General features: G+C 49.3%; 9 protein-coding genes. 7 read left to right on the forward strand and 2 right to left on the reverse strand.

All coding sequences use genetic code 11. The annotated features are described in order from the left end of the window. Positions 1 to 9 precede the first annotated feature (9 nt). A complete protein-coding gene (locus P4D80_RS11750) occupies positions 10 to 1473 on the forward strand; it encodes a cation:proton antiporter (protein ID WP_421659330.1) in 1464 nt (487 codons plus the stop codon). Between the two features lie 376 nt (positions 1474 to 1849). On the opposite strand, the gene P4D80_RS11755 is transcribed toward P4D80_RS11750, so the two are convergent. After that, a complete protein-coding gene (locus P4D80_RS11755) occupies positions 1850 to 3688 on the reverse strand; it encodes an ABC transporter ATP-binding protein (protein WP_421659331.1) in 1839 nt (612 codons plus the stop codon). Positions 3689 to 4170: 482 nt separating this feature from the next. On the opposite strand from P4D80_RS11755, the gene P4D80_RS11760 reads away from it, so the two are divergent. From P4D80_RS11760 to P4D80_RS11785, 6 genes are all read left to right on the forward strand, one after another. After that, a complete protein-coding gene (locus P4D80_RS11760) occupies positions 4171 to 5769 on the forward strand; it encodes an N-acetylmuramoyl-L-alanine amidase (RefSeq protein ID WP_421659332.1) in 1599 nt (532 codons plus the stop codon). 52 nt (positions 5770 to 5821) lie between these two features. Then, positions 5822 to 6697 carry a glutamate racemase gene (gene murI / locus P4D80_RS11765; protein WP_421659333.1) on the forward strand — a complete coding sequence of 292 codons (876 nt, stop codon included), beginning with the start codon at positions 5822 to 5824 and terminating at the stop codon, positions 6695 to 6697. Between the two features lie 1338 nt (positions 6698 to 8035). Beyond that, positions 8036 to 9007 carry a solanesyl diphosphate synthase gene (gene sds / locus P4D80_RS11770; protein ID WP_421659334.1) on the forward strand — a complete coding sequence of 324 codons (972 nt, stop codon included), beginning with the start codon at positions 8036 to 8038 and terminating at the stop codon, positions 9005 to 9007. A 1219-nt stretch (positions 9008 to 10226) separates the two neighbouring features. Further along, positions 10227 to 11093 (forward strand): glycosyltransferase, encoded by an 867-nt coding sequence (locus P4D80_RS11775; RefSeq protein ID WP_421659335.1) that lies wholly within the window; start codon positions 10227 to 10229, stop codon positions 11091 to 11093. After that, positions 11062 to 11244, forward strand: a complete 183-nt coding sequence (locus P4D80_RS11780; RefSeq protein WP_421659336.1) for a glycosyltransferase — start codon at positions 11062 to 11064, stop codon at positions 11242 to 11244. Before P4D80_RS11775 ends, P4D80_RS11780 begins: the two co-directional genes overlap by 32 nt. Further along, positions 11237 to 11500 (forward strand): glycosyltransferase, encoded by a 264-nt coding sequence (locus P4D80_RS11785; protein ID WP_421659337.1) that lies wholly within the window; start codon positions 11237 to 11239, stop codon positions 11498 to 11500. The genes P4D80_RS11780 and P4D80_RS11785 overlap by 8 nt, the downstream gene beginning before the upstream one ends. A gap of 170 nt (positions 11501 to 11670) precedes the next feature. On the opposite strand, the gene P4D80_RS11790 is transcribed toward P4D80_RS11785, so the two are convergent. Continuing rightward, positions 11671 to 12237 (reverse strand): superoxide dismutase family protein, encoded by a 567-nt coding sequence (locus tag P4D80_RS11790; RefSeq protein ID WP_421659338.1) that lies wholly within the window; start codon positions 12235 to 12237, stop codon positions 11671 to 11673. Positions 12238 to 12314 lie beyond the last annotated feature (77 nt).

Raw genomic sequence — 12314 nt, forward strand, 5'->3', positions numbered from 1 at the left:
GTGAACTTCATGACCTGGGTTCTTTTCCCTGCCCTACCCTTTCTTCACCCGCTCAACCTTCCTGCTCCGCTCCTGGCAACCGCTGAAACTGAAAGCGGGCATATGGTGGTAGCCGCCGTCTTGCTCAGTCTGGTTGTGATCTATTTAGCCAGCAAGCTGGGGGGGGAAATTTGTGCCCGTATTGACCTGCCGCCCGTTTTAGGGGAGCTAGTTGGCGGAGTGATCATTGGTGTCTCTGCCCTGCACCTGCTGATTTTTCCTGAGGCAGGAGAAGATGGTAGCCACTCCATGATTATGGCGCTCTTGCAGTCAACTGCCCACCTTAGTCCGGAAGCCATTCCGCAGGTTTTTCAATCCCAGGGTGAGGTGATCTCAGTGCTGGCTGAATTGGGCGTTATCATTCTGTTATTTGAAATTGGCCTGGAATCAGATTTAAAGGAGCTCCTGCGAGTAGGGATGCAGGCAACCGTTGTTGCCGTGGTTGGGGTTGTGACTCCATTTGCTCTGGGAACCGGGGGATTGATGTTGATTTTTGGGGTGCCGCCGGTGCCCGCCATTTTTGCTGGCGCCGCTTTGACGGCTACCAGTATTGGCATCACCGCTAAAGTTCTGGCAGAACTCCAGCGGCTTTCGTCTAGGGAAGGACAGATCATCATTGGGGCCGCCGTCATGGATGATGTGTTGGGCATCATCGTTCTGGCAGTAGTGGCCAGCCTTGCCCGCGATGGAAAGGTCGAAGTCGGCAATGTGATTTACCTCATCATCAGTGCTGGTGTTTTTCTAATTGGCTCAATCTGGCTAGGAAGACTGATTAGCCCTTTTTTAGTTGGCTTGATCAACAATATGAAAACCCGCGGACAACTGCTGTTGTCAGCGCTGATTTTTGCCTTCATCCTCTCTTACATTGCAGCGGTGATCCAGTTAGAAGCGATTTTGGGAGCCTTTGCCGCGGGGTTGATTTTGGCAGAGACCGAGAAGCAGCGGGAATTAGAAGAGCAGATTATTCCAATCGCCGATATGCTGACGCCCATCTTTTTTGTCGTGGTGGGTGCCCGTACAGATGTAGGGGTACTCAATCCCCTAGTACCCGAAAACCGGGAAGGGTTGATTATGGCGTCTTTCCTGATTTTGGTTGCCATTTTTGGCAAGGTAGTAACCGGGTTAAGCGTGTTTGGGCAACCGGGAATCAATCGCCTGGCGATTGGCGTCGGTATGATTCCACGGGGCGAGGTTGGGCTAGTATTTGCTTCAGTGGGGGCTTCCAGTGGGGTCTTAGGCAAGTCGTTAGAAGCTGCGATTATTGTCATGGTTATCCTAACGACCTTTCTGGCTCCACCACTGTTGCGGGTCGTGTTTTCTAAGGAATCGAATATTAGTGCAGAAGTTCCTGCTCTTAATGATGGAAAGACGGAAGCAGTTAATCTGTCGCCAGACTTGGTGGAGTTGGAATCGGTAGAGCCTGAGTCTAACTAGGGGGCGTTGCTGAATTTGGGTATGAAATAGGTGCTGTATGCTCGAAACTTTGTTTCGATTTATACTGCTTTTTAGCAACGCCAACTAGAGCGACTATGAGCAATGCTCTAGCAATTTGCTCTTTAAACGTGTCAGATCAGGGCTTTGAGAAGCGAGGAGCCAAAAACCAGAAGTAGGATTTATTCTGGCTCTTGTATTCTTCCATTAAGGAATCTGCTGTCAGAATTATTTCATAGCGGTAGTCATTATGGTTAGGACGGGGTGCAGGGGGTCCACCCTTGGCTGGGGGCGCCCCCCTTTAAACCAATGTCCTAAGCAATCTGGCGACAGCTATTAAGTCGGTAGCTTATTCAGCAGACTCAGGAAGGGCTGCGCTTTATCTGTAGCTGCTGGCTTGCCTGGTGAACATGGCATAGTAGCGATCGCCCTGCGCCATCAGTTCATCGTGGCTACCGTTTTCCACAATCTGCCCCTGTTCCAGCACAATAATCCGGTCTGCCAGTTTGGCGAGTGCTAATCGATGGCTCACAATCACAGTCATCCGTCCTCGCGCGATCGCACGGAAAATATCGTAAATTTCCTGCTCGTTTTTCGGATCAAGGGCCGCCGTGGGTTCGTCAAATAACAACAGTTCTGCCTGGGATAGGCGCAGCAACGAGCGGGCGATCGCGACTCGCTGCCACTGTCCGCCAGAAAGATCGATCCCACTCTCTAACTGCTTACCTAGGGGAGTTTCTAACCCATATTCCAGTTCATTGACCAGATTTTCAATGCCAGCTTCTTGTAAAACTGTACATAAGCAAGCATCTTCCTGAAGTTTGGGTAAAAAGCCCCATCCTACATTTTCCCGTAGCGTAGCTGGGAACCGGGCGTAGTCTTGCATAACAACGGCAATCCGCGATCGCAATTCGGGTAAACTCAGCGAGCGCAAGTCCTGCCCGTTCCAGAGAATGGCACCCTCCGTGGGGTCATACAGCCGACAGAGCAACTTGGCGAACGTGGTTTTTCCGGCTCCGTTTTCTCCTACCAGTGCAATCATCTCCCCCGGTTGAATGTGCAGATCAATTTCCGTCAGGACAGGTTTGTCGCTCCCCGGATAGACAAAGGACACCTGTTGCAACTGAATCCCCTTTGTAATGAGGCTGTCCGGCGACACAGGTGATCGCATCGGAGTTGCACCACTGGTAAGCTGGGGTTCCAGATCCAGCAGTTGAAAGATGGGAGCGGTTGCCAGGGCGACATCATAAATATCCCCCGTGTGGGCAATCAGAATATACAGACTGCGCCGCACTTGCAGAATAATCCCGGTAAACAGCGCCAGATCGCCTACGGTGTAGTTGCCCTGTAGCACTCCCAATACCACATAAACATAGGGTAACGTGACCCCCAGGCCGCCTATCAGCGCCCACACCATGACCGCCAGTGCCCCCTGATGCCGCACCCGCTCCATGCGGCTAAACATGCGCTCAAACAAACCCTGCCACCGCTCCAACAGCACGACTTGTAGCGAAAACAGCCGCAACTCCTTGGCATAGGCTTCCCCTGTCAGGACGCGAGCATAGATATCCATTTCACGGGTCACGCCAGCCTGAGTTTCTTCCACCCGCCAGCTTTTCTTGTGATATTTCATCTCCACAATGATGGACGGAATCGACGACAGGAGCAGCACCAATGGCACCCACCAGTTAATTGTGATCGACACCAGAACCGATGGAATGAATGTGAAGATGCCCATGAAAGTGGCCGCCACGATGAAGGAAAGCCGCTGCAATCGGGCAATTCCTTTTTCGGCCAGTTGAAGCAGGTTCAACAGATCGGGAGATTCAAACAGAACGATATCATCAAAGGCGGCGACTTTGTGGAGGACTTTGCTTTGCACAAAACCCTGGACGCGATCGCGCAGAGAGGCAAATAAACTGCTACCCACCGAATCCACCGAATCCGTTAGCAGGTTCAGTCCAATCGATAGACCCAAACTCCACAACAGGAGTGGTTGAGACCACAGTAGGGCGATCGCATCTCCAGAACCCACCCGCCCAGCTAACCGACCCGCTTCATCAATCACCACCTTGCCCAGAAACAAGGTAATCGAGGGACCTGCCCCAGTGAGCAAATTCAACAGTGCCAGCTTCTTGAGTTCTATTGGTGCCGCCTGCACGATCATGCCTAAACTTCGCTGTAATGCCTGGAGCGGAGTCAAGTCCTTGGGCTTCATAGGTGATTTTCCCTGACTGTTTTCCCTGACTGAATTTTTAGAGGAGACAGCATCCAGCCTCACCATTTCGCAATTCAGTTACGAAATGTTGCAAACTACGGCAGGTGGCAGATCTCAGGACGATAGCGATCTTTCTTGAAATTTGAACGGGGTGCATGAAATTTGAACGGGGTGCAGGGTTCCACCCCTGGGTGAAGGCGAAGCCCCCCAACCCCTTGTTCACAAATAGTTTGTGAACGCTGTAGATAGCTACCGCTATCGTTCTCCAGGAAAAATCAAGGGAACCATGAATTTCGCGATCGCCCTCAGCAGACATCGAGTATATTTTTACAGCAGTTTTTGTTGAGAACTCCCTACCGGGCTGGAAGGGCTTGGAGTTTGTTGAGGCATAGGAGCGATCGCCCATGAAACAAATTTTCCACAGTCAGAATCCACATCCTTATAACGGATGCCCTGGGCATGATGGGTAGGGAGTTTTGCTTGTGAAATACTGCTGGTTGTCCTTTGGTGCTCTGAGCCTCCTACAAGACCTCGTGAAATATCACCCTTACACCCTGCTTGTCGCGGCTTCCCTGCTTTTGTTTCCAGCTCCTGCTCTGGCATCCAGAATCGAGTCCTGGCGGTTTTACACTGGTCAAAACAAACTCGAATTTAGAACTGATCAGGACGTTCAACCCTCTGCCCAACTGTTGACAGAGCCCACCCGACTGGTGATTGATCTACCCGGTATTGTACTAGGGCGTCCATCCTTTTCTGAGTCAGTAGGGGATGGAGCCATTCGGTCTGTCCGGTTTGGGCAGTACAACAAAACAATTACCCGCATTGTGATTGAACTGGCTCCTGGTTATATTATTGACCCCAACCAGATTAAGTTTCGAGGGATTACTGCCCGACAGTGGGTGGTGCAAATTCCCAAGCCCCAGATAGCATCTGGCAATGAAACGATGAATGGAGCCAGAGCGCCTGTGGCTTCTAATCCGACATCAGGCAATTCAATCATTGTGCCGACCCTTCCCCTGATCACATCGGGGGGAATGATCCAGCGGCAGCCATCCAGAGCCGAGGGAGAAGACAATGCGGCGATCTCCCCCAACTTTGCGACCTCTGCTCCTGCTAGACTTGCCACTATTGAGTCTGTGCAACTGGAAAGTGGAGGCAGACAACTGGTTATTCGAGCAAATCAGCCCCTCAAATATGACTCCGGCTGGGATCGAAAAACCAGCTCTTACCGGATTACGATCCGTCCGGCTCAGTTAGCCGCGCAGGTAAAAGGTCCCCAATTGGATGCCAACAGCCCCGTTTTAAGGGTGCGGTTGCGGGAGGAAGATTCCCACACAGTGTCCATTCTGGTGCAACCCGCTGCGGGTGTTCAAATTGCTGACCTCAATCAACCAACGGGACAGATTCTGGCGTTGCAGCTACAGCGGGGTCAGAGCACCAGTACCCAGACCCTTACTCCACGAGCAACTATTCCTGTACCATCTGCCCCCCGCTCAGCTACCTCCATACCAACCCTGCCTCAAATTTCTAGTGGAAAAATTGTAGTCGTGATAGATCCTGGTCATGGTGGGCCAGACCCCGGCGCTGTTGGCATTGGGGGCTTACAAGAGAAGGAAATTGTACTGGACATTGGAATAAAGGTTGCCAGCTTACTTGAGAGGCAGGGAGTACAGGCTGTTTTAACGCGAAGAGACGATATAGATCTGGATCTGGAACCACGGGTACAAATGGCGGAACAGCTGAGGGCGTCGGTGTTTGTTAGCATTCATGCGAACGCCATTAATATGAGTCGCCCTGATGTCAGCGGTTTAGAGACCTACTACTATAACAGCGGAGCCGATCTGGCGCGGGTGATTCACAGTAGTATTCTCGAAGGCACGGGTGCCCCTGACCGAGGTGTTAGAACTGCCAGATTCTATGTCCTGCGAAAAACGACGATGCCTGCGGTGCTGGTAGAGGTGGGGTTTGTAACGGGTCAAAGCGATGCCACCAAACTCTCTGACCCTTCCTATCGCAGTCAGATGGCAGCGGCGATCGCTCGCGGTATTCTACAGTACATTCAGAGGATGACCCGGTCTTAGACTGGTGTGGTGCAATCTTTCAATGTTCGTAATTAACTTGGAGGTGTGAGGAGTGTTGAACCATCGGTTTGCAGGGAACGAGCGGCCAATTGTTAGCCCAAATTCGGCTCCAATTGGGGTTTTTGACAGTGGTGTAGGAGGTTTGACCGTCCTGCGAGAGCTGTACCGCCAGCTTCCTTACGAATCAATCATCTATTTTGGAGATACTGCTCGCTTACCCTACGGGACGCGATCACAAGAGCAAATTCTTAAGTTTGTGCGGGAAATCCTGCACTGGATGGTGCAACAGGGCGCAAAAATGGTGATTATGGCGTGCAACACCAGCTCTGCCCTGGCTCTGGAAACCGTGCGCTCTGAGTTCAACGTCCCCATCCTGGGACTGATTCTTCCCGGAGCACGAGCTGCTGTGCAGCAGGGGCAGCGCATCGGGGTGATTGCGACTCCCGCAACTGCCGCTAGTGATGCCTATCGTCGCGCCATTCTAGAAGTAGAGCCCGGGACCCAGGTTTGGCAGATGGGTTGTCCAGAATTTGTACCCCTGATTGAGCAAAATCGCTTAGAAGATCCTTACACGGTTTCCGTCGCTCAAAAATACCTGGAGCCTTTGCTAGAACGGCAAATTGACACCCTTATCTATGGCTGTACCCACTACCCCTACCTAGCTCCCGTTTTGCACCGCATTCTGCCGCGATCGGTTAAACTAGTTGACCCTGCCGTTCACGTTGTTGCGGCGGCTGGTCAAGAGCTTGATTTACTGGGTCTTAAAAATCTCCGCCCACCTATGCCAACCCGCTTCTGTGTTAGTGGTAATCCCCAACCCTTTATTCGACTTGCGAGCCAATGGTTGGGCTATGCTCCTATCGTGGAGCGGATCAGCTTACCAGAGTTGGTTTATCAGCAACCTGTAGAACTAGAAACCGTGGAGTAGGAGAGAAAATGCTTTACATAGCTGTCACCAGGTTGCTCAGGACATTGGTTTTAAGGGGGGCGAGCCCCCCAGCCAGGGGTTCCACTTCTGCACCCCATCCTGAGTCTGGTGGCTATATAACTATCCTAATTTGGATTGTGAGAAAGGGTTCCGCAGGAATTCTTTCTCACAAAGTCTCTCAATCTCAAGCCTGATTTATATAGCACTACGCAGGTGCGTTAGGACATTGGAATTAGAGAGGGAGTGGGAGCGAAGCCCCCAGCCAGGGGTTCCACCCCTGCACCCTGTCCTAACCATAATGACTACCGCTATATACCAATTCTCGAAAATCAAACTACAAGTGATCTCCTATAGGGCGCAGGGTCTTGCGTCCTATAGAAAATCGATAAATCGAACTGAGAGAATTCGTATAACCTTCCACCCCTGGTTCAGCCAACAAACTACAGAATCTTCTTCCCCCCTATGCCTGTGCCTGTTGCTGTTGCCTAACATCTCGCACGGCTACGCTTCTCCGCTGAAGCGGTAGACAATCTTCGTGCCGCCGACGCCATTTATCTCATTGGCATACTTAGCTTATTGAGGTGGACGTGGCATTCGATTGCCACGTTGTGCCAGTGTTAGAAGCAGGTAAACGACCAGTAAATAGACAGCTGCTATCAATGGAATAGTTAAGGAAATCGGTGAGTGAATCATAAAGCGGAGACCAGCAAAGCCAGAGCAGATAGTTTCAGCAAGAAATTGCAGTCAGTACGAACAAAATGACCAGTCGCCATCTGGTAGACCGTCACTTCTTCAAAGGCGATCACGCAAACCTGACTCTAAGTCAAAATCCCAGAGTCTCGCCCTTTCCAGAGACACAAGCGATATCGCTAAACACTGCGTTCCAATCAGTTAAAACCTGGTAGGAACGAGCGCTAATCCCTCAGCGATCGCTTCTGGTTGCCCAGACAGATAAAATTTTTGCAATCCTTATTAACAAACTAACATGCCGGCAAAAGATTCTGATGAAGGTTATTGATTCTCAATTAAACCAAGTTGGGTAAGAAGGATGCTGGGGAGGGTTTGTCAAATTTTTTGTGGCAATCTTGGAAAAGAGGTCGAGGAAATCAGGGTTTCAAGGATCCAGAGCCCCGTTTCCAGAACACTCTCGTTGGGGAAGAAGGCGGGAGTTCTCTTCGCACCATCTTCGCACCATCACCTCTTCTTCCCTGGGGCAGTTTTCTGAGAAAGGATTGATTCAATCAGAAGTTTTATATCTATGGGTAGGGCGGTTATCTTAAAATAGATGGAGAATATTTAAAATTTTGTTACCTTACTCTCTGCCTGAGTCGGAAATCCATGACTTCAGCTACTTCCCTTTTCTCTCCTGTTGAAGCAGATCTATACCTATTGACGGAGAATCTTAAGAAACTGATTGGTGCTCGCCATCCGGTTCTCTATGCAGCGGCAGAACACCTGTTTGGGGCAAAGGGAAAACGGGTCAGACCTGCGATTGTGCTGCTGGTTTCGCGAGCCACCATGAAAGGGCATGAAATTACCATGCGACACCGAAGGTTGGCAGAGATCACTGAGATGATTCATACGGCCAGCCTTGTGCATGACGATGTGGTCGATGAAGCCGAACTACGGCGGGGAGTACCGACGGTTCATAGTAGTTTTGGCAATCGTATTGCGGTACTGGCGGGTGATTTTTTATTTGCTCAGTCTTCCTGGTATCTGGCTAATCTAGATAATTTAGAAGTTGTGAAGCTGTTGTCCCAGGTCATTATGGATCTGGCGGAGGGGGAAATTCAACAGGGCTTGAATCGGTTCGCGACCAATCTGTCCATTGATGCGTATCTGGAAAAGAGCTACTACAAAACTGCCAGTTTGATTGCCAACAGTTCTAAAGCGGCAGCCCTTTTGAGTGAAGGCCCCGCCGGTCTGGCAGAAGATATGTTTAGCTATGGTCGCCATATCGGCCTGGCTTTTCAGATTATTGATGACATTTTGGATTTTACGGGCTCCACGGAATCCCTGGGGAAGCCCGCCGGTTCTGACCTTAAGAGCGGAAATTTAACAGCACCCGTTCTTTACGCGTTGGAAGAAAAGCCTTACTTGGAAGTTTTGATTGAGCGTGAATTTGCCCAACCGGGGGATTTGGAACAGGCCGTGACTTTGGTAAAGGATAGCGGTGGGATTGAGCGATCGCGAGAATTGGCAACTCAACATACTCGACTGGCGGTTGAACATCTAGAGGATCTTCCGCCTTCTGCTTCTCGCCAGGCTTTGTTAAAGCTGGCGGACTATGTTTTGAGTCGTCTTTATTGAACCCTGATTCAGTGATTTTTTAGAATTCGCCCTGGCGTTGCTGAATTTGGGTATGAAATAGATGCTGTATGCTCGAAACTTCGTTTCGATTCATATTGCTTTTCAGCAATGCCTTCGCCCTTCACCCGAAGGTGATAGTGTACGTCATCCAGGTTGTTTAAGGAATGGATTAGCGCACGAAACCCTGCGAGTATTGGGTTTTGTGCTTACCTGCAGATCCTGTCTGCCCGACTTTTTAATTGAAATCTTGACGCGATCGCGATTCAACTTAAAATCGGGGAACTGCTTAGATTTGTAGCTATAGCCATCAGGCTTAGGACCGGGTGCAGGGGTGGAACCCTTGGCTGGGGGCGCAGCTCCCCTTCAAGCCAATGTCCTGAGCAACCTGGCGACAGCTATTTCATTCCATTCAAACATTGGCTACTCAATAAGCCCCTGAGGCTCAGCTGATTAAGGAAACCATACATTAGGAAATCTATTTCCAGAATCCTTCACTATAGAATTTTTTTATATTTTAAACAAACCTGAATGTTTAATTGATTACAGGGGGTCAGCCCCCTCCCCGAATACTGGTCTTAACTCAGATCGTCGCACAGGTCTCTTTAACCTTGAGTGGGTAGCAGTTTTGCCAGAGTATTCGTCTATAGTCCATTTAATGATTTTGCTCAACCAGGAAACGATTATTGATACAAACTCGATATTTTTATGATCAAAAGTGTTCTCGAAATGAACTTTTGAGATTGCGAACTTATGCTAAAGTTCAATTTCAGTTGGTAAAAGTTTATTCATTAATGATTGTAGTAGTTGTACGATCACACAGCTACATTCTTAATTATTTGGAGCAAAAAGTTTGCTGATTCATGTGTCCTTTTCACAAGATCAACTAATTTTTACGTTTGATACATCTGGTGATTAGCCAAGATCTAGGTTGTCTGGAAAACATACAACGAAGCCTTTTGAAGATTTAGATTTTAATGATTATTCTCTAATTACTTCGCTAAATTTGACTTCTTCGAGTTGAAGTTCTACCCTTAGGGTGATGGAGATTGAGACAAGCCGCTTTGTTTTGATGATAGAGTTTCAAAATTTATTTCCATTGAACGATATGCCTCACGCTCAATAGCAATATCCTGAAGATCTGTACAAACTTCCTTGAGTTTGTGTTCCCTGCTTGTTCGTGCTCGGTTTTTGTCAACTTTAGTACAAAGCTCACAAAGCCATGTTTTTCTCAAATAGAAAGCGTATCGCTCTGATTTCCGTTCATGGCGATCCAGCGATTGAAATTGGAAAAGAGGAAGCTGGGGGACAAAATGTATATGTACGCCACGTTGGCGAAGCCCTGGCTCGTCAGGGGTGGCAGGTCGATATGTTTACCCGTCAGGTCAGCCCAGAGCAGCCTAAATTTGTTGAACATAGCCCCCACTGTCGAACCATTCGTCTGAAGGCAGGTCCTCAAGAGTTTGTTCCACGTGATGAGATTTTTGAGTTTTTACCTGAATTTGTTCAGGCCTTCTTGGATTTCCAACAGAAGTTAGAGGCTCCCTATCCACTGGTGCACACCAATTACTGGTTATCCTCCTGGGTGGGAATGGAGTTGAGAAAGAAACAGCCCTTACTGAAGCAGGTGCATACCTATCATTCCTTAGGAGCCGTTAAGTACAAAGCCATTCCAACGATTCCGTTGATTGCTAAGACTCGGTTAGCGGTTGAAAAGTCGGTTTTAGAGACAGCAGATCGGATTGTAGCAACCAGCCCTCAAGAAAAGGAGCATATGCGATCGCTGGTTTCTCCCAATGGCAAGATTGACATCATCCCTTGCGGCACAGATGTTGATCACTTTGGTTCTGTAGATCGACAAGCTGCCCGCAAAACCCTGGGGATTGCTCCTGATGAAAAACTGATTCTTTACGTTGGGCGATTCGACCCTCGTAAGGGGATTGAAACTCTGGTACGAGCCATTCATCGTTCTTGCCTGCGATATTCTGGAAAACTCAAACTGTTCATTGGAGGAGGTAGCCGCCCTGGGCAAAGTGACGGTCAGGAGCGCGATCGCATTGAAAAAAATTGTGGCAGAGTTGGGCCTTAGCGCAATCACCCATTTTCCTGGACGCTTAAGTCGGGAAGAACTTCCCACCTATTATGCGGCGGCTGATGTTTCAGTGGTTCCTAGCCACTACGAACCTTTTGGACTGGTCACCGTGGAAGCAATGGCCCGCGGGAACCCCAGTAGTGGGTAGTGATGTAGGAGGTCTCCAGTTCACCATCGTTCCAGAGGAGACGGGATTGCTCTGTCCGCCGAAGAATGAAGAGGCATTTGCGATCGCTATTGATCGGATTCTCACCAATTCAGAATGGCGCGATCAACTGGGGCAAGCTGCCAAAAAGCGGGTTAGAGCTAAGTTTAGCTGGGATGGCATCGCCTCCCAACTAAACCGCCTGTATATGCAATTACTGGAGCAACCTGCTAAAAAAACAGCTCAGGTGAGTGCCTGAAAACTTCGCATGAAATAAGCATTGTTTAAGGTGGGCATTTGCCCACCTTGCTTAATCTCTGTATGGGACCCGTTGGTGTTCACAATTCATTGTGACTGACTTGAAAATAGAACCCTTGATTCCCTTGACTCCCTTTTTCCACTCGTGGCGCTGTACTCAGTTCATTGTGGCTACTTAGAAAGGGCGATCACTCCACAGCCAATCCGTCCACCTGCATTGCCAGTGGGTTGCCCAAAATCGTCTTTTTGAGCATGCAGAATGATGGCGCGGTTGGCGATCGCATACTTTCCTTCCGTCAGCCTTAACCCTGGAATTGTTTGGGCCATTGAGCCTGTACCATCCAGCCCAATCAGAATATTGCCCAAATCTCCAGCATGGGCGTTGGCAAAACCATCAATAATCAACTTGCCATGCTTGACTTGATCTGGATTAAAGTGCCCACCAGCCCCATTACCGCCATCCTTGCAACTTCCTTTTTCGTGGATGTGAAACCCATGCAACCCTGCTGGCGTATCGCTAACTGCTGCTTTAAGCAGGAGTCCTTTTGCAGTTTCAAAAATTGACACCTGCCCATTCAAGTTTGATTTACCAGAGGGATCACTGAGAGTTGCCTGTGCAGTTCTGGTATCAGGGTTTGGAGTCGCGATCGCCCCCTGCACTCCAATATAGAGAAATGCCAACAGGCTTAAGAGAACCGCAACAATCAGACCACGAACAAAGCGGCGAGTGGGGTTCATAGCAAATCCCTCCAGACTGCACCTTAATTTTAGATGCTCATCTGCTCATTTGTACCTATAAAGATAGACAACAGATG

The organism is Leptothermofonsia sp. ETS-13 (assembly GCF_049200465.1).
Lineage (GTDB): Bacteria > Cyanobacteriota > Cyanobacteriia > Leptolyngbyales > Leptolyngbyaceae > Leptothermofonsia.

Excerpts from the sequence above, each read along its gene's own strand:
- P4D80_RS11790 (WP_421659338.1), bottom strand. The coding sequence starts at position 12,237 with ATGAACCCCACTCGCCGCTTTGTTCGTGGTCTGATTGTTGCGGTTCTC.
- sds (WP_421659334.1), top strand. The coding sequence starts at position 8,036 with ATGACTTCAGCTACTTCCCTTTTCTCTCCTGTTGAAGCAGATCTATAC.
- P4D80_RS11755 (WP_421659331.1), bottom strand. The coding sequence starts at position 3,688 with ATGAAGCCCAAGGACTTGACTCCGCTCCAGGCATTACAGCGAAGTTTA.
- P4D80_RS11750 (WP_421659330.1), top strand. The coding sequence starts at position 10 with ATGACCTGGGTTCTTTTCCCTGCCCTACCCTTTCTTCACCCGCTCAAC.
- P4D80_RS11775 (WP_421659335.1), top strand. The coding sequence starts at position 10,227 with ATGTTTTTCTCAAATAGAAAGCGTATCGCTCTGATTTCCGTTCATGGC.